This is a genomic window from Brevibacterium zhoupengii, assembly GCF_021117425.1.
GTDB lineage: Bacteria > Actinomycetota > Actinomycetes > Actinomycetales > Brevibacteriaceae > Brevibacterium > Brevibacterium zhoupengii.
In genome coordinates, this window is the sequence record NZ_CP088298.1 from 1,093,902 (window position 1) to 1,116,827 (window position 22,926).

General features: G+C 64.4%; 23 protein-coding genes. 14 read left to right on the forward strand and 9 right to left on the reverse strand.

Translation table 11 applies throughout. From position 1 onward, the window contains the following. Positions 1 to 40 precede the first annotated feature (40 nt). Entirely contained in the window at positions 41 to 865 is an 825-nt protein-coding gene (locus LQ788_RS04855; protein WP_231445626.1) for a bifunctional allantoicase/(S)-ureidoglycine aminohydrolase, read from the forward strand. 111 nt (positions 866 to 976) lie between these two features. Here LQ788_RS04855 and LQ788_RS04860 read toward each other — a convergent pair whose 3' ends face one another. Further along, positions 977 to 2,452, reverse strand: a complete 1,476-nt coding sequence (locus LQ788_RS04860; protein WP_231445627.1) for a malate:quinone oxidoreductase — start codon at positions 2,450 to 2,452, stop codon at positions 977 to 979. 216 nt (positions 2,453 to 2,668) lie between these two features. On the opposite strand from LQ788_RS04860, the gene LQ788_RS04865 reads away from it, so the two are divergent. Together LQ788_RS04865 and LQ788_RS04870 are read left to right on the forward strand one after the other, a co-directional pair. Beyond that, positions 2,669 to 3,754, forward strand: coding sequence for an aminotransferase class I/II-fold pyridoxal phosphate-dependent enzyme (locus LQ788_RS04865; RefSeq protein WP_231445629.1), 1,086 nt, complete (start codon positions 2,669 to 2,671; stop codon positions 3,752 to 3,754). Continuing rightward, positions 3,751 to 5,151 carry an FAD-binding oxidoreductase gene (locus tag LQ788_RS04870; protein ID WP_231445631.1) on the forward strand — a complete coding sequence of 467 codons (1,401 nt, stop codon included), beginning with the start codon at positions 3,751 to 3,753 and terminating at the stop codon, positions 5,149 to 5,151. The genes LQ788_RS04865 and LQ788_RS04870 overlap by 4 nt, the downstream gene beginning before the upstream one ends. On the opposite strand, the gene mmuM is transcribed toward LQ788_RS04870, so the two are convergent. Beyond that, a complete protein-coding gene (gene mmuM, locus LQ788_RS04875) occupies positions 5,126 to 6,073 on the reverse strand; it encodes a homocysteine S-methyltransferase (protein ID WP_231445633.1) in 948 nt (315 codons plus the stop codon). The genes LQ788_RS04870 and mmuM overlap by 26 nt on opposite strands. A gap of 21 nt (positions 6,074 to 6,094) precedes the next feature. Here mmuM and tgt point away from each other — a divergent pair, with 21 nt between their 5' ends. Beyond that, positions 6,095 to 7,354, forward strand: coding sequence for a tRNA guanosine(34) transglycosylase Tgt (gene tgt, locus LQ788_RS04880; protein WP_231445635.1), 1,260 nt, complete (start codon positions 6,095 to 6,097; stop codon positions 7,352 to 7,354). Between the two features lie 6 nt (positions 7,355 to 7,360). Here tgt and LQ788_RS04885 read toward each other — a convergent pair whose 3' ends face one another. Then, entirely contained in the window at positions 7,361 to 8,110 is a 750-nt protein-coding gene (locus tag LQ788_RS04885) for a queuosine precursor transporter (RefSeq protein ID WP_231445637.1), read from the reverse strand. After that, positions 8,085 to 10,670, reverse strand: a complete 2,586-nt coding sequence (locus LQ788_RS04890) for a M3 family metallopeptidase (RefSeq protein WP_231445639.1) — start codon at positions 10,668 to 10,670, stop codon at positions 8,085 to 8,087. The genes LQ788_RS04885 and LQ788_RS04890 overlap by 26 nt, the downstream gene beginning before the upstream one ends. Positions 10,671 to 10,777: 107 nt before the next feature. Between LQ788_RS04890 and LQ788_RS04895 the strand changes: the two genes are divergently transcribed. Continuing rightward, the gene (locus LQ788_RS04895) at positions 10,778 to 11,848 is read left to right on the forward strand and encodes an AI-2E family transporter (RefSeq protein ID WP_231445640.1); all 1,071 of its coding nucleotides are present in this window, start codon (positions 10,778 to 10,780) and stop codon (positions 11,846 to 11,848) included. Positions 11,849 to 11,851: 3 nt separating this feature from the next. Here the strand turns inward: LQ788_RS04895 and LQ788_RS04900 are convergent, their stop codons facing one another. Further along, positions 11,852 to 12,076, reverse strand: a complete 225-nt coding sequence (locus LQ788_RS04900; protein WP_231445641.1) for a hypothetical protein — start codon at positions 12,074 to 12,076, stop codon at positions 11,852 to 11,854. Positions 12,077 to 12,157: 81 nt separating this feature from the next. On the opposite strand from LQ788_RS04900, the gene LQ788_RS04905 reads away from it, so the two are divergent. The 5 genes from LQ788_RS04905 (at position 12,158) to LQ788_RS04925 (ending at position 15,140) form a co-directional block, all read left to right on the forward strand. Further along, positions 12,158 to 12,628: a GNAT family N-acetyltransferase gene (locus LQ788_RS04905; RefSeq protein ID WP_231445642.1), complete on the forward strand. Its 471-nt coding sequence runs from the start codon at positions 12,158 to 12,160 to the stop codon at positions 12,626 to 12,628. Between the two features lie 120 nt (positions 12,629 to 12,748). After that, entirely contained in the window at positions 12,749 to 13,507 is a 759-nt protein-coding gene (gene aqpZ, locus LQ788_RS04910) for an aquaporin Z (protein ID WP_231445643.1), read from the forward strand. Positions 13,508 to 13,551: 44 nt separating this feature from the next. Further along, on the forward strand, positions 13,552 to 14,067 hold the full coding sequence (locus LQ788_RS04915) for a GNAT family N-acetyltransferase (protein ID WP_262908350.1): 516 nt from the start codon (positions 13,552 to 13,554) through the stop codon (positions 14,065 to 14,067). Positions 14,068 to 14,073: 6 nt separating this feature from the next. Continuing rightward, positions 14,074 to 14,685 (forward strand): M23 family metallopeptidase, encoded by a 612-nt coding sequence (locus tag LQ788_RS04920; RefSeq protein ID WP_231445645.1) that lies wholly within the window; start codon positions 14,074 to 14,076, stop codon positions 14,683 to 14,685. Further along, entirely contained in the window at positions 14,682 to 15,140 is a 459-nt protein-coding gene (locus LQ788_RS04925; RefSeq protein WP_231445646.1) for an SRPBCC family protein, read from the forward strand. Before LQ788_RS04920 ends, LQ788_RS04925 begins: the two co-directional genes overlap by 4 nt. On the opposite strand, the gene LQ788_RS04930 is transcribed toward LQ788_RS04925, so the two are convergent. Continuing rightward, on the reverse strand, positions 15,127 to 16,050 hold the full coding sequence (locus LQ788_RS04930; protein WP_231445647.1) for a hypothetical protein: 924 nt from the start codon (positions 16,048 to 16,050) through the stop codon (positions 15,127 to 15,129). The two genes, LQ788_RS04925 and LQ788_RS04930, sit on opposite strands and share 14 nt — an antisense overlap. Positions 16,051 to 16,274: 224 nt before the next feature. On the opposite strand from LQ788_RS04930, the gene exaC reads away from it, so the two are divergent. Together exaC and LQ788_RS04940 are read left to right on the forward strand one after the other, a co-directional pair. Continuing rightward, entirely contained in the window at positions 16,275 to 17,798 is a 1,524-nt protein-coding gene (exaC, locus tag LQ788_RS04935) for an acetaldehyde dehydrogenase ExaC (protein ID WP_231445648.1), read from the forward strand. After that, the gene (locus tag LQ788_RS04940) at positions 17,798 to 18,217 is read left to right on the forward strand and encodes a DUF779 domain-containing protein (RefSeq protein ID WP_231445649.1); all 420 of its coding nucleotides are present in this window, start codon (positions 17,798 to 17,800) and stop codon (positions 18,215 to 18,217) included. The genes exaC and LQ788_RS04940 overlap by 1 nt, the downstream gene beginning before the upstream one ends. 7 nt (positions 18,218 to 18,224) lie before the next feature. On the opposite strand, the gene LQ788_RS04945 is transcribed toward LQ788_RS04940, so the two are convergent. Then, on the reverse strand, positions 18,225 to 18,824 hold the full coding sequence (locus LQ788_RS04945) for a helix-turn-helix domain-containing protein (RefSeq protein WP_231445650.1): 600 nt from the start codon (positions 18,822 to 18,824) through the stop codon (positions 18,225 to 18,227). Between the two features lie 113 nt (positions 18,825 to 18,937). Between LQ788_RS04945 and LQ788_RS04950 the strand changes: the two genes are divergently transcribed. Both LQ788_RS04950 and LQ788_RS04955 read left to right on the forward strand, forming a co-directional pair. Further along, the gene (locus LQ788_RS04950; protein WP_231445652.1) at positions 18,938 to 19,921 is read left to right on the forward strand and encodes an NAD(P)/FAD-dependent oxidoreductase; all 984 of its coding nucleotides are present in this window, start codon (positions 18,938 to 18,940) and stop codon (positions 19,919 to 19,921) included. Continuing rightward, complete coding sequence (locus LQ788_RS04955; protein WP_231445654.1) at positions 19,921 to 20,544, forward strand: class I SAM-dependent methyltransferase; 624 nt, start codon at positions 19,921 to 19,923, stop codon at positions 20,542 to 20,544. Before LQ788_RS04950 ends, LQ788_RS04955 begins: the two co-directional genes overlap by 1 nt. A 6-nt stretch (positions 20,545 to 20,550) precedes the next feature. Here the strand turns inward: LQ788_RS04955 and LQ788_RS04960 are convergent, their stop codons facing one another. Together LQ788_RS04960 and LQ788_RS04965 are read right to left on the reverse strand one after the other, a co-directional pair. After that, positions 20,551 to 21,894 (reverse strand): alkylhydroperoxidase domain protein, encoded by a 1,344-nt coding sequence (locus tag LQ788_RS04960; RefSeq protein ID WP_231445656.1) that lies wholly within the window; start codon positions 21,892 to 21,894, stop codon positions 20,551 to 20,553. A gap of 1 nt (position 21,895) precedes the next feature. Further along, on the reverse strand, positions 21,896 to 22,921 hold the full coding sequence (locus LQ788_RS04965) for a putative FMN-dependent luciferase-like monooxygenase (protein WP_231445659.1): 1,026 nt from the start codon (positions 22,919 to 22,921) through the stop codon (positions 21,896 to 21,898). Between the last annotated feature and the right edge of the window lie 5 nt (positions 22,922 to 22,926).

Below are 22,926 nucleotides of genomic sequence, written 5' to 3' on the forward strand. Positions count from 1 at the left end.
TTGTACTGACCAGCACCGATCTGAAAGAGACACCACACCCATGACGACGACCGACCCCTACACCTACTTCGCGCCCACCGGCGGGCACCCGCCGCAGACGGACCTGCTCACCGATCGCGCGATCGTCACCGAGGCGTACACCGTGATCCCGCGCGGCGTCATGCGCGACATCGTGACCTCGAACCTGCCCGAATGGACGGGGACCAGGTCGTGGGTGCTGAGCAAGCCGGTCGCCGGGGGAGCGGTGACGTTCTCCCAGACCATCCTCGAGGTCGCTCCCGGCGGCGGCTCGGAGAAGCCAGAGCCGCAGGCTGAGGTCGAAGGGTTCATCTTCCTCATGGCAGGAACGCTCGAGATCACCCACGAGGGCCAGGCCCACACCCTGAACCCGGGTGGTTACGGTTTCGTGCCCGCCGGTTCGACGTGGAGTGTGAAGTCCACCGGCGCCGAGGCGGCACGTTTCCATTGGGTGCGTAAACGCTACCAGCCTGTGGCCGGGCTGACCCCGGAGGCCAAGTTCGGTCAGGAAGCAGACGTCGAGCCCGCGTCGATGCCGGGCACCGACAACCGGTGGCGCACGACGCGTCCCCTGGATCCGGACAATCTGGCCTACGACATGCACGTGAACATCGTGACCTTCGAGCCCGGAGCTGTGATCCCCTTCGCCGAGACCCATGAGATGGAGCATGGTCTCTACGTGCTCGAGGGCAAGGCCGTCTATCGACTCAACGGCGACTGGGTGGAGGTGCAGGAAGGTGACTTCATCTCGATGCGCGCCTTCTGCCCGCAGGCCTGCTACGCCGGTGGACCGGGTCGCTTCCGCTACCTGCTCTACAAGGACGTCAACCGCCAGGTCGAGCTGTGAAACGCTGACACACTGAGGCACTGAGACACGAAGAACGGCGGACCACAGGGTCCGCCGTTCTTTCTGTATTCAGCTGTTGTCAGCTCGTGCCGGTTGCCAGCTATCAGCCGATCAGATCAGCTTGAGGGTGCGAGCCGTGTACTCGGAGAGCTCCTTGAGGAGGGTCTCGTCATCGGCAAGGCTGCGGCCCAGCGAGGGAACCATGTCCTTGACCTTCGGCTCCCAGGCGCTGTACTGGCGAGGGAAGCAGGTCTTGAGCAGGTTGAGCATGATCGACACTGCCGTCGACGCACCGGGGGAGGCACCCAGGAGAGTAGCGATCGAGCCGTCTGCCGAGGAGATGAGCTCGGTGCCGAAGCTGAGCACTCCACCCTTCTTGGGATCCTTCTTCATCACCTGCACGCGCTGACCGGCCTGGATGAACTCCCAGTCGCTGGGGTCGATGTTCGGGATGAACTCGTGCATCGACTCGAAGCGGGCCTTCTTCGACGCGGCCAGCTCGGAGACGAGGTAGGTGACGAGGTCGGTGTTGTCCTTGGCCACATTGAGCATCGTGGGCAGGTTGTTTCCGCGCACCGAGAAGGGCAGATCGGTGAAGCGGCCGCCCTTGAGGAACTTCGGAGAGAAGCCGGCGTAGGGACCGAAGAGCAGGTAATCCTTGCCGTCGACGACACGGGTGTCGAGGTGAGGCACCGACATGGCAGGAGCACCGAAGGAAGCCTGGCCGTAGACCTTGGCCTGGTGGCGTGCGACGAGATCGGGGTTCGAGGTCCGCAGGAAGATGCCGGAGACGGGGAACCCGCCGTAGCCGCGGCCCTCGGGGATGCCCGACTTCTGCAGCAGCGGCAGGGCACCGCCGCCGGCGCCGTTGAAGACGAACTTCGCGTTGACCTTGTGGGTCTCGTGGGAGAGCAGGTCCTTGACGGTGACGACCCAGCCGTCGGAGGAGCGTTCCAGGTCGGTGACCTGGTGGCTGGTGCGGATGGTGGCACCCTTGTCGCCGACGTAGTTGAGCAGCTGGTGCGAGAGCGAACCGAAGTCGACGTCCGTGCCGATCTTCGTGCGCGAGATTCCGTTGACCTGACCGGGTCCGCGGCCTTCGAACATCAGCGGCAGCCACTCGGCCTGGGTGTCCGGATCGTCGGTGTACTCCATTTCGGAGAACAGTGGATTGCGGACCATCTGCTCGTAGCGGTTCTTGATGTAGTCGCGTCCCTTCTCACCACGGCCGTAGCTGATGTGAGGGACCTGGTTGATGAAGGACTTCGGTTCTGCCAGGACGCCGTTGTCGACGAGGTGCGACCAGTACTGACGGGAGTGATGGAACTGCTCATTGATCTGCGAGGCCTTCGCGAGATCGATGTGGCCGTTCTCGTCCTCAGGAGTGTAGTTGAGCTCGCACAGCGCGGCGTGGCCGGTGCCGGCGTTGTTCCAGGGATCGGAGCTCTCCTCGGCGACATAGTCGAGCTTCTCGTAGACCCGGATATCCCATTCGGGCTGAAGTTCGGTCAGCATGGCACCAAGAGTGGAGCTCATGATGCCGCCGCCGATCAAGACAACGTCAACCTTTTCCTGCGTTGAGGGCATTTCGACTCTCATCCTTCGTCACTGACTACATGTATTCGACTCACAGACTACTCTTTGCCTCACGCGAACCAGTAACCCGCCCCTGCGTACAGGAGTCCCGTGCGAGCAACCTCACAGCCGGCGATCGTCCGCAGTCACACGCATTTTCCGACCATTCGGACGTTTAGCCCGTGGACGCCTTGTGTCGCCCGCCACAGGATGTGCAAATATGGGCACATGTCGAATCGCTTCCTGCTTCGTGATGCCCTGGCCGAATTCCCGCCCTATGTGCCGGGCAAACCCCCGACCACCACACCGGGTCTGAAACCGTACAAACTGTCCTCGAACGAGAATCACCTGGCACCGTTGCCAGACGTCCTCACATCGATCACCGACCCCGGGCAGGTGCCCGCGAACTATCCTGACCCCAAGTCGACGAAGCTGGTGTCCGATATCGCGGCCCACCTCGGCGTCGATGCCTCCGAGATCGTGCCCGGTGCCGGAGCCTCGGAGATTCTCTCCGCGCTGACGAACATCACCCTCGAAGCCGGCACCTCGGTCGTCTACCCCTGGCCCTCCTTCGAGATGTACCCGATCCTCGCCTCGGCGCGCGGTGCCGAAAAGCGCCCCGTGCCCCTGCTCGAGGACGGTCGGCACGACTTCCCGGGCCTCGTCGCTGCCATCGACGACACGACCCGCCTCATCCTGCTCTGCTCGCCCAACAACCCGACCGGCCTGGCGATCTCGACCGCCGAGCTCGACGGTTTCATGGCCGAGGTTCCAGCCGAGGTCATCGTCGTCCTCGACGAGGCGTACTTCGAGTTCGCCACCGACGCCGAGGTGGTCGATGGGATGGCCGCCTACCGGAAGTTCCCGAATCTGGTGTTGGCGCGCACCTTCTCCAAGGCCCATGGCCTGGCTGGCCTGCGCGTGGGATTCGGCGTCGCCGATCCGACGATCGCGACCGCGCTGCGCCAGGTCATCGCCCCCTTCAGCGTCACCTCGACGGCTCAGGCCGCGGCCGCAGAATCACTGTCGCGCAATGACGAGGTCCTCGTCCGAGCCAAAGAGGTCGCGGCCACCCGTGACCAGTTCGCCGAGGATCTGCGGAATGCGGGACTCACCGTCACCGACTCACAGGGCAACTATGTGTGGGTCAGCCTGCCCGACGAGGACGCACAGGACTTCGAGGCCGCCTGCGCCGCGCAGGCCGTGGCCGTCCGGAAACTCAGCGGCGGGGTGCGCATCAGCATCGGACCCGATGAGGCCCTTGACCGGGTGCGCGAAGTGGCCACGAAGTTCGCAGCCTCGCGGACCGCATGAGCGTGACAGCCGAGATTCCGACCCAGGACCTGGAGGCTCAGCTGAGCCCCGGCGCCCTGGTCACCGACCGGGACGTCATCGACAGCTATGCCTTCGACAAGGCCCTGTTCTGCCCGGCGGGTCAGGCCCTGGCCCTGGTGCGGGCACGCACGGTCGATGACGTCGTGGCAGTGATGGCCTTCGCCACACAGCACCGCATCCCCGTCGTCACCCAGGGCGCACGGACCGGCCTGTCCGGTGCCGCGAACGCCGTCGACGGCGGCCTCCTGCTCAATGTCGCAGCGATGGATCAGGTCCTCGAGATCGACGAGGTGAATCAGACCTGTCGCGTCCAGCCCGGGGTCATCAACAAGGACCTGAAGACGGCGCTGGCCGAACACGGACTGGCCTACCCGCCCGATCCGGGATCGGTGGCGATCTCGACGATCGGCGGCAACGTCGCCACGAACGCCGGCGGCATGTGCTGCGTGAAGTACGGCGTGACCAAGGACTATGTGCGGGCCATGACCGTGGTGCTCGCCGACGGGACCGTGACGAAGCTGGGCCGCGCAACGGCCAAGGGTGTCGCCGGTCTCGACCTGGCGGCCCTGTTCGTCGGGTCCGAAGGCACATTGGGCACCATCGTCGAGGTGACGCTGGCCCTGAAACCGGCACTGACGCAGCCGATCACCGCAGTGGGAATCTTCCCCGACACCGCATCGGCCGGACGCACCGTCACCGAGTACATGGGGTCGGGAGCGAATCCGTCGATGCTGGAGTTCATCGACGGTCCCAGCGTGGCGATGATCAATGACTACGGCGACTTCGGTCTCCCGGACGACGTCGGTGCGCTGCTGCTCGTGCAGTCCGATGCCAAGGGCGCCGGGGCGATGGAGGAACTCGAAGCCTTCCGCCTGGTCGCGGAGTCCAACGGCGGCACCGAGGTCTTCGTCTCCGACGATCCCGCCGATTCGCAGATGCTCGTCGCGGCCCGCCGAGCGGTCGCCCCGGCGATGGAGAAGTACGCCCACACCCGCGGTGGGGGAGAACTCGTCGATGATGTGTGCGTGCCGCGCTCCGCTCTCGGGGAGTTCTTCGAACGCCTGGCGCTCATCGACGCCCGCTTCGACGTCGAGGTCGCCACGGCCGGTCACGCCGGTGACGGGAACATGCATCCCTCGGTGGTCTTCGACGCCGGAGACGAGGCTCAGGTCAGCCAAGCGCAGGAGGCGTTCGCCGCGATCATGCAGCTGGGCCTGGATCTGGGTGGGACGATCACGGGGGAACACGGAGTCGGATTCCTCAAGCGCGAGTGGCTCGGGCGCGAACTCGATGCCGGAGCCAGGCTGATGCACACGCAGATCAAGGACGCCCTTGACCCGATGGGGATCCTCAACCCGGGGAAGATGCTCGGCTGAGTTCCTGCACAGCCGCGGCCAAGCCGGCGATGTCGGCCGGTGTCGTCCGGCAGCAGCCGCCGATGATGCGGGCACCGGCCGACACCCACGGCGCCAGGGCCCTCGGGCTCGAGTCGAAGGCCGCACCCTCGCGCCACTCCATCGCCGTCGCATCGTAGGTCTCACCCGAATTCGGATAGGCGATGAGTGGCAGATCCGTGGCGCTGGCCAAGGCCGCCAGTGCCGGGGTCACGAGTGAGGACCGGACGCAATTGACGCCGAGTGCGCGGATCATTCTCGAGTCGGCAACAGCCTCGGCGAGGTCGCTCAGGGGTGTCCCGTCGGCCATGTGAGAACCATCGGCGAGGTCCCCCTGGTCAGCCAGGGTCACGCTCAGCCACGCGGGAATCCCGTACTCATCGGCCAGGCCGGCGAGCACCCGGGCCTCCGGCAGCGAAGGCTGCGTCTCGATGGCCAGCAGGTCGGCACCGGCACTGACCAGGGCCTCGATGCGGGGGCGGTGGAAGGCCGCGAACTCCTCGTCGCTCAAGCTGTAATCGCCCGTGTACTCGGCGCCGTTGCCCAATGCCGCACCAAAGGGGCCGACAGACCCGGCGACGAGGGCATCGCCGGCCCCAGCCGCGATCTCAACGCTGCGTGCGATGAGACGCAGACCCTCCTCGGCGGGGATCGATGCCCGCTCGAAACCCAAAGGGGTCGCCTGGTAGCTGGCGGTCGTGACGATCCGGGCACCGGCGCGGATGAAGTCGGCGTGCACCTCGGCGAGGGTGTCGGGGGAGTCCCGGAGCAGGGCTGCCGACCACAGCTCGTGGCTCAGATCGATGCCGCGGGACTCGAGCGCGGTACCCAGGCCGCCGTCGATGACGATAGGGTCGCCCGAGCGCACAGCAGCCTGGAGCAGGTGGATGAAGGTCTGGCTCATGCTCCCAGTTAAACTGGTCGGGTGACCCGAATCGAATCCTCCGCAGAATCTGAGACAGCGCCCATCAACGACCGCTCCCGGTTCGGGTTCGAGGTCGGCACCCGCCTCGACGAGGGTGGCCGCACCGGCGTCATCCACACCCCACACGGTGACATCGCAACACCCGCGTTCATTCCGGTCGGCACGAAGGCCACGGTCAAGGCCGTGCGCCCCGACGAGGTAGCCGAACTCGGCGGTCAGGCGGTGCTCGCCAACGCCTACCACCTCTACCTGCAACCGGGCTCTGACCTCATCGACGAGGCCGGGGGATTGGGTAAGTTCATGAACTGGCCCGGCCCGACGTTCACGGACTCGGGCGGATTCCAGGTGATGAGCCTGGGCTCGGGGTTCAAGAAGGTCATCTCGATGGAGTCGACCGGCGAACAGAACGATGACCTCGTTGCCGTGGGCAAGGAACGCATGTCGAACGTCGACGACGACGGCGTGACCTTCAAATCCCACCTCGACGGCAGCATGCACCGCTTCACCCCCGAGGTCTCCATGCGGGTCCAGCACGAACTCGGCGCGGACATCATGTTCGCCTTCGACGAGCTGACGACGTTGGTCAACACCCGCGGCTACCAGGTGCTGTCCTTGGAGCGTACCCGCCAGTGGGCACTGCGCTGCATCGAGGAGCACCAGCGCCAGACCGAAGCGCGCACGCACCGGCCCTACCAGGCGCTCTTCGGTGTGCTCCAGGGTGCGCAGTACGAGGACCTGCGGCGCAAGGCCGCGCGCGATCTGGGTGGGATGGACTTCGACGGCTTCGGCATCGGGGGAGCCCTGGAGAAGGAGAACCTCGGCACGATCATCCGCTGGGTGTGCGAGGAGCTGCCGGAGAACAAGCCCCGCCACCTGCTGGGCATCTCGGAACCCGATGACCTGTTCGAGGCGATCAAGACCGGTGCGGACACCTTCGACTGCGTCTCGCCCTCACGGGTGGCCCGCAATGCCGCGATCTACACCCGCGACGGTCGCTACAATCTGACCGGGGCGAAGTACCGCAGAGACTTCGGGCCGCTGGATCCCGACTGTGCCTGCTACACGTGCCAGAACTACTCGCGGGCCTACCTGCGGCACCTGTACAAGGCCAAGGAGATGCTCTTCTCCACCCTGTGCACCGTCCACAACGAGTACTTCGTCGTCAACCTCGTCGCCGAGATCCGGCAGGCGATGATCGACGGCCGCTTCTCGGAGCTCGAGGCCGAGGTGCTGGGCCGCTACTACGCCAAGAAGGCCTGACCGCGGCTAGGCTGCTTCGCTTCCGCCGGGCAGCTCATAGCTGGGTTCGTGCTTCTTCACGAGTTTGATCACCCGGTAGGTCACGGGCATGAGAATGACTTCGACGGCGACCTTGTAGACGAAGCCGAAGACGATGTAGTTGATGAAGTCGAGGCCGGGGATGACCCCGGCGAAGGCGATGACGCAGAACAGCAGGGTGTCGACGAACTCGCCGACCCCGGTCGAGGTGAGCAGGCGGACCCACAGCTTCTGTTCGCCCATGCGCTTCTTCACGGCCACGAGCACATAGGAGTTCAGGAGCTGGCCGAAGAAGTACCCGACCAGGGATGCGGCGACGATGCGCGGGTAGAAGCCGAGGACGGCGGCGAAGGCGTCCTGGTTCTCATAGCCGGGACCCGGCGGTGAGATGAGGACGAGCCAGAACACGAGCGTCGCCAGGATCTGGAGTCCGAAACCGGTGATGACGGCCTTGCGGGCGGCCTTGAAACCGTAGACCTCGCTGATCACATCGCCGAGGATGTAGGCGATGGGGAAGAGGAAGGCACCGCCGTCGGTGACGATGGGTCCGAAGCCGATGACCTTCGTTGCGGAGATGTTGGAGATGATGAGCACCGCGGAGAACACGGCCAGAATCACCGCATAGTAGCGTCCTCGGGAGGAGGCGAAGGCCGCCAGTCTGCCCGCAGCGCTCAGCGCCTCCGGGCCTCCAATGCTCGGTTCCTCCGAGCCCTCAGGCTTCGGCACCTTCTTCGACAACAGTGATTTCCTTCCCTCCGGTGATCGCCAGCAGCTGCTCGTACGTCAGCGGCATCATCGAGTTCGGTGTGCCGGCCGCAGCCCAGAGAACAGGATAGTCCTTCAGCGCCACGTCGACATACGTGGGGATCTCCTGCGGATGCCCGCATGGGGCGACCCCGCCGATGACCTGTCCCGTTGCGGTGCGCACCAGATCCTTATCGGCCCGGTCGAGGGAGCCCGCGCCGATGAGTCCGGCCACGAAGTCCGTGTCCACGCGGTGGCGACCGGAGGTCATGATGAGAACCGGTTGGCCCTCGGAAGAGAAGATCAGGCTGTTGGCGATCGCTCCGACCTCCACGCCGACCTTCTCCGCCGCCGAGGCTGCTGTGGGGGTGGCATCGGTGAAGAGCCTGATCTGTGGTTCGATTCCGTTGGCCTCGAGGACCTGGGAGACCGCCGCATGGTTGCGGTGCTCCTTCGGCTCGGCGGCATCGACCTCGGCGGGGTCTTCGGCCGGTTCTTCGGCGGGCGCCGATTCTTCCACAGGTTCGGCCAGTCCGCGCCTGCGCAGCAGGGGTGCGACATCGGGGCGGGTGCCGAAGAAGCGTTCGATCGCGCTCATCGGGTCGATCGAGTAGCCGGGGGCCAGGATGGCCTCACGGAAGGCATCGCCGGCCTCCCGGTTGAGTCCGCCCTGGGCCTCGAACCATTCGCTGACCCAGGCCGCGATGACCTCCGAGTAGAGGTAGGAGTAGTAGCCGGCGGCATACCCGGAGGCGAAGATGTGGCCGAAGTACGTGGTGCGGTAGCGGGGCGGAACCAGGTCGGTGAACCCGGCAGCGGTCAGAACCTCGGACTCGAAGGACAGGACGTCGGTGATGTGCTCACCGGCCTCCAGCGAATGCCAGGAGAGGTCGAGCATGGCCGCGGCCAGGTACTCGGTCGTGTCGAAGCCTTGGCCGAACTTCTCACTGTCGATGAGAGCGGTGACCAGGGCCTCGGGCATCGCCTCGCCCGTCTCCACGTGCTTGGCGTAGTGGGGGAGGACCTGCGGGTGGAAGCGCCACATCTCATTGAGTTGGGATGGGAACTCCACATAGTCGCGGGGCACAGCAGTGCCGGCCGTCGACGGGTACGTCGAGTTCGCGAACAGGCCGTGGAGGACGTGGCCGAACTCGTGGAAGAGGGTGTTGAGTTCGGTGGGGTTGAGCAGCGTCGGGCGACCTTCGCCGGGCTTGGCCAGGTTGAGCGAGAGTGTGACCACGGGCAGGTGCCCGGTCAGCCGTGAACTTGTCACCAGCTCACCCATCCATGCGCCGCCGCGTTTCGTGTCCCGGGAGTAGGGGTCGAGGAGGATGAGTCCCAGGGTGCGTTCGTTGGCGTCGGTGACCTCGAAGGCCCGCACATCCTCGTGCCAGGCAGAGACGGCCTCGCGGGGGGCGAAGGTGACTCCGTAGAGGCCCGAGGCCGCACGGAAGACGCCCTCGTTGAGGACGGTGTCGAACTCGAAGTACTTGGCGACCTCATCGGCATCGATGTCGAACTTCTCGGCCCGGTACTGCGCCAGACGATGCTTGACGTCCTCGGGCGCGACATCAGTGAGGCCGTATTGGTCCTTGACCTGGGCCAGCTCCTCGGCCAACTGTGCGTTGGCCGGCGCGATGAGCGAGGACACGATGTCTGCGGCCGCATCCGGGCCACCGGCGGTCTGATTGTCGATGGCGAACGACGAGTAGGACGGGTATCCCAGCAGCTTCGCCTGCAGCGCGCGCAATGCTGTGGTGTCCGCGACCTGAGTCCGGGTATCGCCCTCACCGCCGCGGGCACCGCGAGAGGTCGAATTGTCCAAGACCTGTTTGCGGGTCGCAGCCGATTCCAGGGACTCGAGGACGAGCTGCTGGGTGAAGTTGTTCAGCGGCAGCAGGTACCCGTCGGTGTCGCGCTCGGCGGCCCGAGTGGCGGCGGCCGCGACCTGGTCCTCGCTGAGTCCGGCCAGCTGCGCCTTATCGTCGAGATGGACGGCAAGCTCTATGGTGTCCTTCTGCAGGGCACGGGAGAATGAGGTTCCTAGTGTCGTGAGCTCGGCCGCGATCGTACTCATGTGCTCGCGTTCTTCCTCGCCGAGGCGGGCTCCTGCACGCACGAACTCCTCGACCGTGAGCTCCTGCTGACGTTTGTCCTCGGGGTTGAGATCCGTGGACGGAACCTGCTCGATGCGGTGGAAGAGATCGACGTCGAGGAAGATGCGGGTCCGGGCCGCGGACAGGCGATCCCACACCTCGGCGACGGAATCGGTCAGCTCAGGACGGAAATGATTCGACTCCACGGAGGACACGACCGCAGAGATCCGGGTCATGGGGATGGTCGCGGACTCGAAGCGGACGGTGGTCGACACGAACGTGGGGTCGTTCTCATCGGCGATGATGGCCTCGACCTCGGACCGGGCGAAGTCCGTGGCTGCTCGAACGGCGGCGATCAGCGATGCGGGAGTGACGGCGGAGAAATCGGGCAGCGAGAATTCGCCCTGTGGGTCGAGGAAGGCCTCCCAGACATCGATGCTGTTCGGTTCGGAGCTCATCGTCGACGTACCACTTTCTACACGGTTGGAGGTTTGTGCCAGGTCTCGACCTCGATCCTAACGCGTGCGCGCTCTGAAGTGCATGGTCGCTGGTTACACTGGGGATCATGGGCAAAGGGCAGAAGAAGACCCTCACTCTCAACAGCGCATTCCGGGTGGGCTTCACCGGAACACTGGGGGTGGGACTGGCAATCGGGCTGATCGCGGCCCTGCAGTCCGTGGCGACCGTCTTCATCTATATCGGTCTGGCTCTGTTCCTCGCGCTCGGTCTCGAACCGATCGTGCTGTGGCTGGTTGAGCGCAAGCTGCCCAGGTCTCTGGCCGTCGTCCTCGTGGTCCTGGCCTTCATCGGCATCGTCGCCGGAGCCGTGCTGCTCATCGCCCCTGCCGTCATCAGCCAGATCCAGCAGTTCATCGGCGATCTCCCGGAGATCGTCGCGAACCTCGCGGCCACGGGCTGGGTGGCAGACCTCGAACGGAGATTCACCGGAGCCGTCGACCTCGACAGAATCTTCAACAACATCGGCGATTGGGTCGCCGACCCGAAGAATGTGGTCTCGCTCGGTGGTGGCGTGGTGTCCATCGGGGCAGGAATACTGAGTTTCCTCGCTGGTGTCATCATCGTCGTCATCCTCACCATCTATTTCGCGGTGACGATGCCGACGATCAAGGCGGCCATGCTCTCGCTCGTCGCGGCGAGCTCGCGAGAGACCGTCGAATCGGTCACCGAGGAGGTCACCCGTTCCATCGGACGCTACGTTCTCGGCCAGGTGTCCTTGGGCATCGTCAACGGTGTGTGCTCGGCGGTCTTCCTCACCATCATCGGGGCCCCGCTGCCGGCGCTGCTGGCATTCATCGCCTTCCTCGCCTCACTCATTCCACTGGTGGGCCCGATCACCGGCTCCATCATCATCACCGGCTCATGCCTCATGGTCTCGCCCGGTCTGGGAATCGCGGCGGCCATCTACTACCTCGTGTACATGCAGGTGGAGGCCTATCTCCTCAGCCCCCGCATCATGAAGGCCGCTGTGGATGTGCCCGGTGCGCTCGTCATCATCGCCGCCATCGCCGGCGGCACCCTGGGCGGAGTGCTCGGCGCCGTGGTCGCAGTGCCCGTGGCCGCTTCGGGAATGATCATCATCCGCAAGGTCGTCGTGCCTGCCCAGGACAGAAGATGAAGGCTAGTCCTCGTCGTCGTGCCCCTCGCCTCGGGTGACTCGGACGATGAGACCGATGAGGAGCCGGGCGATGTAGTAGGTGCCGAAATAGGAGATGGCCGCCGTGGCCAGTGTGATGAGCAGGTTGCTCTCATCGCCGCTGGTGACGGCCAATGTGGCGAAGATCGTCACCGTGATGGCCGCGAGATAGGGAATCAGGCGCAGGACCGGGCTGTCGACTTCACTCATGTTCGTCAGCGTACCAAGACCGTCGACCGGCGCCGAGGTGGCGGTGGCGGTACCGGACGGACGCTCGTTAACATGGGTGAGATGACGCAGACACGATGGAGTGCAGTCCGAGATGACCAGGTTCCCGATGATGTGGATCGTCTGCTGCTGACGGTGCCCGAGTGGTTCGGCAGACCGGAATCCAATGCTGAGTACGTCGATGATGCCCGAACCATGGAGACGTGGACGGTGCGAGACGATGCTGGAGAGGTCGTCGGCGTCACCTTGGTGTCGTGGCATTTCGATCACTCTGCCGAAATCCACTTCACGGTCGTCGAAAGATCCGTGCATGGAACGGGAGTTGGCACTGCGATGATGCGTGCGATCGCAAGTGATGCGAGGGCACGGGGAGCGGCACTGTTGCAGGTCAAGACCCTGGGGGCCTCGAGCCCCGATCCGAACTACGATAGGACCCGACACTTCTACCAGAAGATGGGATTTCTCCCGCTCGAGGAGACCGACCTCTGGGATGAGCAGACTCCCTGCCTGATCATGGTTATGCCATTGGGTTGAGGCCGCGGCGTACCAGCTGAGAGGAAACGACAGTACGACTTGGGTTCATCTGCTGAGATGTGACTGTAGTATGAGAAACGGCATGATATGTGGCACACATCACAGATGGGATGAATCGTCATGGCTGTTCAGCAGAAACCCACACTTGTCTCAAAGGTCTTCGCCGAATTCCTCGGCACCTTCGTACTCGTCTTCGGCGGCTGCGGCGCGGCTGTCTTCGCCGCGAAGGTCGTCGGTGATGACGGCATCAACATGGGCATCGGATTCCTCGGAGTCGCATTGGCCTTCGGCCTCACTGTCGTCGTCATGGCCTATGCGGTCGGACATGTCTCCGGTGGGCACTTCAATCCCGCAGTGACTCTGGGCTGTGTGCTCGCGGGAAGGACTCCGGTCAAGGACGCCGTGCCCTACTGGATCACTCAGCTGGTGGCCGGCATCGTCGCCGGTGGAGTCGTGCTCCTCATCGCCTCGGGCAATCCGGACTATTCGCTGGCGAAGGATGGGCTGGCGACGAACGGCTACGGAGAATTCTCCCCGAACGGGTTCTCCTTGATCAGTGTGCTCATCGCCGAGTTCGTCCTCACCGCCATCTTCCTCTACGTCATCCTCGGAGCGACCGATGACAGGTCCCCGGTCGGAATGGCCCCTCTGGCAATCGGCCTGTCTCTCACGCTCATCCACCTCGTCGCCATCCCGGTGTCGAACACCTCGGTCAACCCGGCCCGCTCGTTCGGGGTTGCGGTGTTCGCCGGCGGAGATGCGCTCGGCCAGGTGTGGGTGTTCTTCCTCGCACCCCTTGCTGGTGCTGCCGTCGCGGGACTCACCTATAATATTCTGTTCCCGAAGGCCGCTGAAGTTCCCATCACCGAGGGTGGATGAGTCTGCCGCCCTGGCCTGCGGAGTCTCCGGCGCACGGGCAGGTTATGCTGCGGACGGTGGAAACGCGAGACGCTTCGATGGCGCAGTCGCTGTCGACCGATCCCTATGTGCCGCAGACGGGCTCACTGCCGGGAAACGCCACCGTGCAGGAGGCCATGGCCTGGGTGGGGCGGCAGCAGAAGCGGCATGCTGAAGGGGCAGGCTTTTCGTTCACCATTGCGCGCCGGTCTGATGATGTCGCAATCGGCCATTGTGGTCTCTGGCTGAAGGATCTCGACGAGGGGCGGGCGAGTGCCGGCTATGCGATAGCGCCCTTTGCGAGGAGGCGCGGCTACGCAGCCGAGGCGCTCGCGGCCCTGACCGAGTTCGCATGGACGGTTCCGGGTCTGCACCTCGTCGAACTCTTCATCGAACCCTGGAATGACCCATCGATTCGCACCGCCGAACGCGCCGGGTATGTTCGCAAGCAGGGCCTCCAGGGCCGGCATCGCAAGGTCGGTGGTGAGCGTCGCGACATGGTCCTGTTTGCTTCGGTGCGGCCGGGGCACTCCACGAGGTGACGAACGATGACCGACGTGCTCGAGATGAACTACCCCTTCACTGGCCGATGGCTGGTCCAGAACAGTCCGGCCGATCGGGTGCCGAGCCACGGCACGACACTCTTCGCGACCTCATACGCAATCGACTTCGTGCCGGTCGATGGCTCTGGACGATCGGCGCCCTTGACCGTCGGTTCTTTGCTGCGCCCGGAGCCGCCGGAGAATTTCGTCGGCTTCGGCCGTCCGGTGCTCTCTCCGGTCGCTGGAACTGTCGTGGCTTCTCATGACACTGAGCGTGATCATCGCTCGTACCGCGGGATGTCGTCGATCGGGTACGCGCTGACTCAGAAACGTCGTGCCGAGGCAGGTTGGCCTGCGCTCGCCGGCAACCACGTCATGATCAGATGCGATGGTGGCGTGGTCGTGTTGTGCCACCTTCAGCGCCGCAGCATTCGAGTGCTCATCGGGGAGCATGTCGAGATCGGCAAAGAAATCGGGCTGTGCGGAAATTCGGGGAACAGCACCGAACCGCATGTGCATGTCCAAGCGATCGACAGTGTCGACATTGAGTACGCTGCTGCTGTACCCATAACGTTCAACGGCGCGATGCCTTCCAACGGGGGAATCGTTACGGTATGAGTGCTGACCGATCGGACCCGGTTTGGGGCTTCGCCAGATCGCTGGTGGTCAAAGCGGCAGTCTCCGAGGTGTGGGGGCACGTGGCTGACCCGGCGCGACTCAGCAGATGGTGGTGTCCGCCTCCGACGGTGCAGATCGATTTCGAACCGAGAGTCGGCAGCCCTTACGAGGAGCGCTACAACGACGACTCCTATGATTATGTGCTCACCGGTGAGATCACTGCCGTCAACGAGCCGCGCAACCTCGTGATTCGTCGTCGGACGAACGGACGCTTCGGCCCAATCGACCGAGTTGCGATCGCTCTGGAACTTCGTGGCAGGGACACGAAGGTGACTATCACACACACCTTCGAGGACATTCCCATCGACCGCCGAGGCGAGGCACGCGACTTCTTCTCTGACGGGTGGGACTTCAGCCTGGAACTCCTCCGGCGAAACGTTCTCAAGACCGACTAGAGCCAGCGTCGTACCTGGCGCCGAACGCATCCTTCATGAGGACAGTGAACATCTCTGTCATGCGGACAACGACACTCGCATCTGCGGTGATCAGGTCGATCCCCGTGCCACCGAGGCCCGCGCAAACCGGCTCCAACTCTGGAGTTGCCGGATCGGTCGCAGCTGCACGCAGCAGCGCCAATCGTTTCGGGCCGGATGTGAACCCGAGTTCGTACAGAACCCAGTGGAACAGGTGCATAAGAGCGATATCCCGGTCAAAGCCCGAATGAGTGGTCAGCGCTGACTCTTCCTCCGTTGTGAGGTCGAAGTGGTGAAACCCTTGCTTCTCCATCCAAGCTGCTGCAGCGATGATCTGGTCCACTGCGTCAGCGAAGACGCTCTCTCCGCGGCCCACGGCTAGGCTGAGGTGCAGTGTAGAACCAAGGGTTTCGGGAACATACTCGAGAAAGAGCACCATGCTTGATCGGGCCGACTTCATCTCAGTGAGTCTTCGTTCTACCAGGGGCCACGAGGTTCCCCATTGCTGCGGCGGTCCGTCACCGTCAAATTCGCTGAGGTCGACGTCGGGCTCCAGATCAACGATTCGGCACCCAAGAAGGAGTGGGAAGAAGTCCACTTCGCCGGAATCAACCCACTCGGAGGTCAACTGGTGGGCCGCCACTTCTCGGCCGACTCCGCAGGAGGGACTGCCGATCCCGTAGTGACAGGCGAAGGGGAGGCCGGCACTGTTGTCAGTCGCGAAGGGATCTGTCTCCTCACTGCGAGTGATCGGCAGCTGCTTCACAAAAACCGGGGTTCCGGCAATATGAACCGTCTTGGTGGTTCCTCCGATGCCGACCGCAACCGTCTCGGCGGCGTCGAGGAGCGCGCGGACCTGAGAATCGTCGAATCGAGCGATCTCGACTGACATTCGTCGGGCACTGTCCACGCGCGCGGTCATCATCACACTCTAAGGGGTGGGACTTCAGCCTGGAACTGCTGCGGCGAACCCAACACACCTATTGTCCCCTCGCACTCTGAGACCTATGGTGAGAGGACACGGACACATCCGCTTCGCGCAGTCGACCACGAAAATGCGCGGCACGTGAAACAGTGCGTGCGAGGCGAGCGGATGGACTCACACGAAGGAGTGTCATGGCAGTCTACTCAGCACCCGGTACCGAAGGTTCCCTCGTCACGTTCAAGTCACGCTACGAGAACTACATCGGAGGAGAGTGGGTGCCGCCGAAGAACGGCAACTACTTCGACAACATCACTCCCGTCACAGGTCAGGCCTTCACAGAGATTCCCAGCTCCACCTCCGACGACATCGAAACCGCCCTCGATGCAGCCTGGGCAGCAGCACCGGCCTGGGGAAAGACCTCGGTGACCGAGCGCTCGAACATCCTGCTCAAGATCGCTGATCGCATGGAAGCCAACCTCGAGATGCTCGCAGTCGCAGAGACCTGGGACAACGGCAAAGGCATCCGCGAACCGTTGGCCGCCGACATTCCACTGGCCATCGACCACTTCCGCTATTTCGCCTCGGCGATCCGGGCCCAAGAGGGCGGGCTCTCCCAGATCGACGACGATACGGTCGCCTATCACTTCCACGAGCCACTCGGCGTTGTCGGGCAGATCATTCCGTGGAACTTCCCCATCCTCATGGCCACATGGAAGCTGGCACCCGCACTGGCGGCAGGCAACTGCGTCGTCCTCAAACCCGCAGAGCAGACCCCGGCATCGATCCTCATCCTCGCCGAGCTCGTCGGTGATCTGCTGCCAGCCGGTGTCCTCAACATCGTCAACGGCTTCGGCGTCGAGGCCGGCAAGCCCCTGGCGTCGAACAAGCGGATCAAGAAGATCGCATTCACCGGCGAGACGACCACCGGCCGCCTCATCATGCAGTACGCCTCGCAGAACATCATCCCGGTGACGCTGGAACTCGGCGGAAAATCACCGAACATCTTCTTCGAAGACGTGCTCGCCGCAGACGACAGCTACCGTGACAAGGCGCTCGAGGGCTTCGCGATGTTCGCACTCAACCAGGGCGAGGTCTGCACCTGCCCATCGCGCGCTCTCGTCCAGGAATCGATCTTCGATGACTTCGTGGCCGCGGGCGTCGAACGCGTGCGAGCGGTCAAGCAGGGCAACCCGCTCGACACCGACACCCAGGTCGGCGCACAGGCCTCAAACGATCAGTACGAGAAGATCATGTCCTACCTCCAGATCGGCAAGGATGAAGGCGCCGAGGTGCTCATCGGTGGTGACAAGGCCGAACTCGAAGGCGACCTCGCGGGCGGCTTCTACGTCCAGCCGACCATCTTCAAAGGTTCGAACAATATGCGGATCTTCCAGGAGGAGATCTTCGGCCCCGTCGTCGCCCTGACCTCGTTCAGCGACTACGATGACGCGATCAAAACCGCCAACGACACGCTCTACGGACTTGGTGCCGGCGTCTGGGCTCGGACTGGAAACATCGCCTACCGTGCCGGACGTGACATCCAGGCCGGGCGTGTCTGGGTGAATAACTATCACGCCTACCCGGCACACGCCGCGTTCGGCGGATACAAATCATCGGGAATCGGCCGAGAGAACCACCTGATGATGCTCGACCACTACCAGCAGACGAAGAACCTGCTGGTCAGCTACTCGGAGAACGCGCAAGGATTTTTCTGATGAGTGAATCTACACAGACCGCGGCGCTGGAATCGGCGCCGACCATCGACGGGGAGGAGAAGTCGAGGGTGGCCATGACACATGCCGCCGTCGACCTCCTCGGCGAACTGGTCGCCAAGCACGGCCAACTGATGTTCCATCAGTCGGGTGGCTGCTGCGACGGGTCCTCGCCGATGTGCTTCCCCGAAGGCGACTTCCTCACCTCGGAGGCTGACGTCCTCCTCGGCCACTTCGAGCTGCCCGTCGATGACAGCGAGAAGTCAGGTCTCGACTTCTGGATGTCCGTCGAGCAGTTCGAGTACTGGAAGCACACTCACCTCACGATCGATGTGGTTCCCGGACGAGGCAGCGGCTTCAGCGTCGAGTCACCGACAGGCAACCGCTTCATCATCCGCTCTACGCTCATGGACATCGGCTGAGATACCGCTAATTCTCGCCGAGGTGGCGCTTCGGTGCCGCACGGATGTGGGCTCTCTCACCCTGCTTGCCGACGAGGCTGAGGAACTCGACGGGTCCCGCACTGGTGGCGCCGAACCAGTGCGGGGTGCGGGTGTCGAACTCGGCGGCCTCGCCGGGTTCCATGATGAGATCGTGCTCGCCGAGGACGAGGCGAAGGTTGCCGTTGAGGACGAAGACCCAGTCGTAGCCCTCATGGCTGCGCAGCTCGGGTTCGGCGTCGTCGTTCCCGACGGGAAGCACGAATTTATAGGCCTGAATGCCTCCTGCGCGACGTGTCAGCGGCAGAATCGTCCGGTCGTCGCGAGTGGGCAGTGGCCGCAGATTGATGCGCGGGTCCCCGGTCGGGGGCGCATCGACGAGTTCGTCGAGAGTGGCCCCGAAAGCCCGCGCCAAGGGCAGGAGCTGTTCGAGACTGGGACGGCGGTGACCGGCTTCGAGGCGCGAGAGCGTGCTGATCGAGATGCCGGTCTCTGCGGAGAGGTCGGTGAGCGTGATGTCGCGGCGTTGCCGCAGTTGCTTCAGCCGTGGTCCAACGGCGTCGAGAGTGCGGTCCATGAGTTCATCCATACCCCTCAGTTTGCCATTCGGCAAAACCATTTGCAATACCGCCGGGTTGCCGTCACCATCGAAGTATTGGAACGCAGTGAAGGCAGTTCCTGATTCTTTGGGAGGACACGAACATGGCAGGAAATATGGACATGGCAGAGAAGGCGAGCGCACTGCGAGAAGTCGTGATCGTGGGCGCCGGAGCGGCCGGACTCAGTGCGGGCCTGACATTGGCCCGCGCTCGCCGGACCGTGACCGTCATCGATGCGGGTCAACCACGCAACGCACCCGCGGACGGAGTGCATGGACTGCTGGGGCACGAGGGCATCAGCCCTCAGGAGCTGCTGGAGCGAGGACGTGAAGAAGTGCGTGGCTACGGCGGGGAGCTCATCGACGATGAAGTCGTCGAGGTCAGCGGCGCTGAGGACGGCTTCACGATCACCCTGCGCAGCGGGAGCGTGATTGCAGGCAGGCGTCTGCTCGTTGCGACAGGTCTGGTCGACGAGCTGCCTGAGATCCCGGGCGTGCGCGAGCAGTGGGGTCACGGCGTGCTCCATTGCCCGTACTGCCATGGGTGGGAAGTTCGGGACAGCCGCATCGGTGTTCTCGTCACCACCCCGATGGCTGTCCACAAAGCATTCCTGTTCCGTCAGTGGAGTACTCAGGTGACGCTCTTCGTCGGCGACCACCAGCTCACCGAGGACGAACGTGTCAAGCTGCAGGCACTCGACATTCCCGTGGTCGACGGCGGTATCGAGAGTCTCGAGATCACCGACGACACGCTCACGGGTGTGCGTCTGGGCGACGGCCAGGTCGTTGCCGTCGATGCAGCGGTCGTTGCCACACCGATGGTCGCGCGGTCTGAACTTTTCGCAGGCATCGGGCTTGAGCCCACCGCTCATCCAGCGGGAGCATTCATCGAAACTGAGCTCTTCGGACAGACCGCTGTCCCTGGTGTCTGGGTTGCCGGCAATGCCACAGACATCGGAGCTCAGGTCAGCGGAGCCGCAGCAGCCGGTGCGCTCGCCGCTCAGCACATCAACACCGATCTCATCTTCAAAGACCTCGACCAGGCAGTGGCCGAGCTGGGCAACAAGCAAGCAGATAAGGCGAGCTGATGACACACTCATTCGACAAGCACTACTGGGACGAGACCTGGAGCGGTGAGCGGGCCCCCGCGATGAGCTCAGGCGATCCGAACCCGCACCTGATCAACGAGGTCGGGAGCATCGCCGCCGGGACCGCACTCGACGCGGGCTGCGGCGCCGGGGCAGAAGCGATCTGGCTGGCAACTCAAGGCTGGGAAGTCACCGGTGTCGATGTCGCGGACGCGGCACTTGGCTACGCGAAGGACCGCGCTGCGGCCGCTGGAGTCAGCGACCGCGTGCGTTGGGTGCAGGCTGATCTCTCAACGTGGGAGCCAGACACGCGGTATGACCTGGTCACCACCCACTATGCGCACCCGGCAATGGGGCAGCTGGACTTCTACGAGCGCATCGCGTCCTGGGTGGCCCCGGGCGGAATGCTGATCATCGTCGGCCACCTCCACCACCACAGACACGACAGTGACACGCATCCGCCGGCCGCAGCCTCGGCGACTGCTGCCACGATCACAGATCGTCTCGACTCTGCGATCTGGGAGGTCATCACGGCCGAGGAAGCACATCGCTCCGTCATCGGTCCCGGAGGTCATCCCAACACCATCGACGACGTCGTGGTCAGGGCCGCCCGCCAACCCTGACCCACGTCACTTTCCGGGTGCCAGCACCTCAGGTTCGCCGAGGGAGAGCATGAGGCGGTTGGCCCAGTTGAAGAAGGCCGCGCAGCCCAGCACGTCGATGATGTCGCCATCGTCGAGGCCGGCCGCGCGCAGTGCGTTGACATGTTCAGGACCGAATGCCTGCGGGGTCAGTGTGAGAGCCGCGGAGGCGTCGACGACAGCGTCCCAGACAGCGTCGCCGAGGTTCGACGGCGTTTCGATGCCCGTGTCGAGCAGCGACTGCACCAGATCTCGGCGACCCGACTCCTCCGTGGCCCGATCCGAGTGGATAGAGGCGCAGAACAGGCACCCGTTGAGACGAGAGGCCACGGTCGCGGCCAGCTCACGCTCGGCCCGGCCGAGCCCGTCGGTGATGTTGAAGAAGATGTCGAGGTCGGTCAGCGTCCGTGCGCGCAGGGCCGCCGGATCCCTGGCCAGAAGCCGGAAGTAGGGGTTCTTCGCCCGCCCCGCTTCGATGAGTGCCTCGCGCTGGACATCGGACAGGTCCGCCTCGGCGACAGGGGAGATCCAGGGCACCCAGCTCAGCCCGGACTGCTGGAACAGCTTCGGACGACTGAGTCCGGGGTAGGTGCTGACGCGCTCGCCGATTCGGGCCAGAGCCTCGCTGCCTTTGGATGAGGCAGCAGATTCCCTCGCCGAGGTGGTCCCGCCGTCATCGTCGACCGCTTCCGGTGGATCGTCGGCGACCGGGGGCTGCGCGGCGGCTGGAGCGTGGACCAGGGCAGTCAGTCCGGTGCTGATGCGGATTTGGAAGTTGAGGAATGACACGAGCTGCGCGAGCGTGACGATCGAGTCTTCGTCCCAGCCCGCGTCGAGGAGCAGCGCCATGTGTTCGGGACGTGAGTCGCGGGGATGCAGAACCAGGAGCTGGGTGAAATCGAGACCGGCGGCCAGCTGTGCGCCCAGCACCTGGCTCGACTTCTTCTCCACGCTCAGCCAGGGCCCCGGGACGTTCTCCGCGGCCAGGGCAGGTGATTCGTAGGTTCCGTAGGGCCCGCGCACAATCGAGCGGGAGTCGAGTTCGAGCAGCACCTCATCGAGGAGTTCGGCGATCTCCCAGGAGGCGACTTCGTCTTCGTCCCGGAGGAGGTCACGGTAGAACTCCTCGGCAGCGGGTGCCCCCAGGAGACCGGCGGTGAAGGCGGCGACGGCATAGCGGTCACGGTGGGAGAACCCACCGGTCTCATCTGGTTCGAGCAGCGCTTCGAAGCTGAGCTGGGCGTTGTCCTTAGCCTGTGCACGGTGATCACGCAGCTTGTCGAGGGGGTCCTGTGCAGCGATTCCGGCGAGGGTGTTGATGATGTCGGTCATGTCAGGCCGCCTGTTCCGTCGTCAGCGTCAGTCCTAGGGCCGGTGCCACCTCGGTGGCGAGGAGTTCGATGGACCGCAGCGTCGTCTCATTCGTCGCCGGCACCGAGTGTACCTGGAAGCTGACGTCGGTGGCCCGGTTCAGCACACGGTCTGTCGCCAGGCGTTCGATGACCTGTTCGGGGGTGCCGAGGTAGGTGTCGGTGGCGATGAGCAGCTCGTCGAGGCTCAGCCCCGAGGTGTCATAGCCGACGAGGCGATCGGCCTCGGCCCGCAGCGCCGGTTCGGTCAGGGCGCGGAGTTCGGGCAACGCTGCGGCATCGGCGACGACGGCGGTGCGCGAGGCCAGGATACGCGGATCAACGCCGGCCGGAAGGTTCGACAGGTAGGTGTCGATGACCGGCAGCTGCACCTCGTCGAGGGGTGCTTCGGGCTTGTCCTGGGGGCGGGGCTGGGTGCGCGAGAGCATGAGGCCATCGCTGGCGGCACCGGCAGCTCCGGACCCGCCGGAGGAGAAGGTGGCCTGCCAGAGTCGCCCGGAGAGCCGGGTCGGTTCCGGATAGAGCGCATGGCCGGTCTCCAGAGACTGACCGGCCAGCAGAGTCTTCAGCGATGCGAGGTTGTCGGCGAAGACCTCACGGCGTTGCTCGAAGCTGGTGTCGAAGGCGGGAAAGGACTTCGGGTTTCCGCCTGAGCCGAGGCCGATCTCCAGGCGTCCCCCGGAGAGCACGTCGGTGACCGCAGCGTCCTCGGCCACGCGCACACCGTTCTCCATGGGCAGGGTGATGATCGCCGTGCCCAAGCGGATCCGCGAGGTCTGGGCTGCCGCATGGGCGAGGAACACGAGCGGGGAGGGAAGGCCGCCCTCGGTCGCCGAGAAGTGATGCTGGGCTACCCACGCGGAGTCGAAGCCGTGGGCCTCGGCCGCCTGGATCTGTTCGAGTGCGAACCGGTAGCGCTGAGCTGCCGGGGCGTCCTCGAGCAGGCGGGTGAAGAATCCGAGCCGGGGTCCGGTGGAACTGTTCGTCATCGTGT

Coding starts and splice junctions, on each gene's coding strand:
- mmuM (WP_231445633.1), bottom strand. CDS start 6,073: ATGAGCCAGACCTTCATCCACCTGCTCCAGGCTGCTGTGCGCTCGGGC.
- LQ788_RS04950 (WP_231445652.1), top strand. CDS start 18,938: ATGGCAGGAAATATGGACATGGCAGAGAAGGCGAGCGCACTGCGAGAA.
- LQ788_RS04960 (WP_231445656.1), bottom strand. CDS start 21,894: ATGACCGACATCATCAACACCCTCGCCGGAATCGCTGCACAGGACCCC.
- LQ788_RS04905 (WP_231445642.1), top strand. CDS start 12,158: ATGACGCAGACACGATGGAGTGCAGTCCGAGATGACCAGGTTCCCGAT.
- LQ788_RS04915 (WP_262908350.1), top strand. CDS start 13,552: ATGCTGCGGACGGTGGAAACGCGAGACGCTTCGATGGCGCAGTCGCTG.
- LQ788_RS04870 (WP_231445631.1), top strand. CDS start 3,751: ATGAGCGTGACAGCCGAGATTCCGACCCAGGACCTGGAGGCTCAGCTG.
- LQ788_RS04900 (WP_231445641.1), bottom strand. CDS start 12,076: ATGAGTGAAGTCGACAGCCCGGTCCTGCGCCTGATTCCCTATCTCGCG.
- LQ788_RS04965 (WP_231445659.1), bottom strand. CDS start 22,921: ATGACGAACAGTTCCACCGGACCCCGGCTCGGATTCTTCACCCGCCTG.
- LQ788_RS04860 (WP_231445627.1), bottom strand. CDS start 2,452: ATGCCCTCAACGCAGGAAAAGGTTGACGTTGTCTTGATCGGCGGCGGC.
- LQ788_RS04930 (WP_231445647.1), bottom strand. CDS start 16,050: ATGTCAGTCGAGATCGCTCGATTCGACGATTCTCAGGTCCGCGCGCTC.
- LQ788_RS04940 (WP_231445649.1), top strand. CDS start 17,798: ATGAGTGAATCTACACAGACCGCGGCGCTGGAATCGGCGCCGACCATC.
- LQ788_RS04945 (WP_231445650.1), bottom strand. CDS start 18,824: ATGGATGAACTCATGGACCGCACTCTCGACGCCGTTGGACCACGGCTG.
- LQ788_RS04925 (WP_231445646.1), top strand. CDS start 14,682: ATGAGTGCTGACCGATCGGACCCGGTTTGGGGCTTCGCCAGATCGCTG.
- LQ788_RS04920 (WP_231445645.1), top strand. CDS start 14,074: ATGACCGACGTGCTCGAGATGAACTACCCCTTCACTGGCCGATGGCTG.
- LQ788_RS04895 (WP_231445640.1), top strand. CDS start 10,778: ATGGGCAAAGGGCAGAAGAAGACCCTCACTCTCAACAGCGCATTCCGG.
- aqpZ (WP_231445643.1), top strand. CDS start 12,749: ATGGCTGTTCAGCAGAAACCCACACTTGTCTCAAAGGTCTTCGCCGAA.
- LQ788_RS04855 (WP_231445626.1), top strand. CDS start 41: ATGACGACGACCGACCCCTACACCTACTTCGCGCCCACCGGCGGGCAC.
- exaC (WP_231445648.1), top strand. CDS start 16,275: ATGGCAGTCTACTCAGCACCCGGTACCGAAGGTTCCCTCGTCACGTTC.
- LQ788_RS04890 (WP_231445639.1), bottom strand. CDS start 10,670: ATGAGCTCCGAACCGAACAGCATCGATGTCTGGGAGGCCTTCCTCGAC.
- LQ788_RS04955 (WP_231445654.1), top strand. CDS start 19,921: ATGACACACTCATTCGACAAGCACTACTGGGACGAGACCTGGAGCGGT.
- LQ788_RS04865 (WP_231445629.1), top strand. CDS start 2,669: ATGTCGAATCGCTTCCTGCTTCGTGATGCCCTGGCCGAATTCCCGCCC.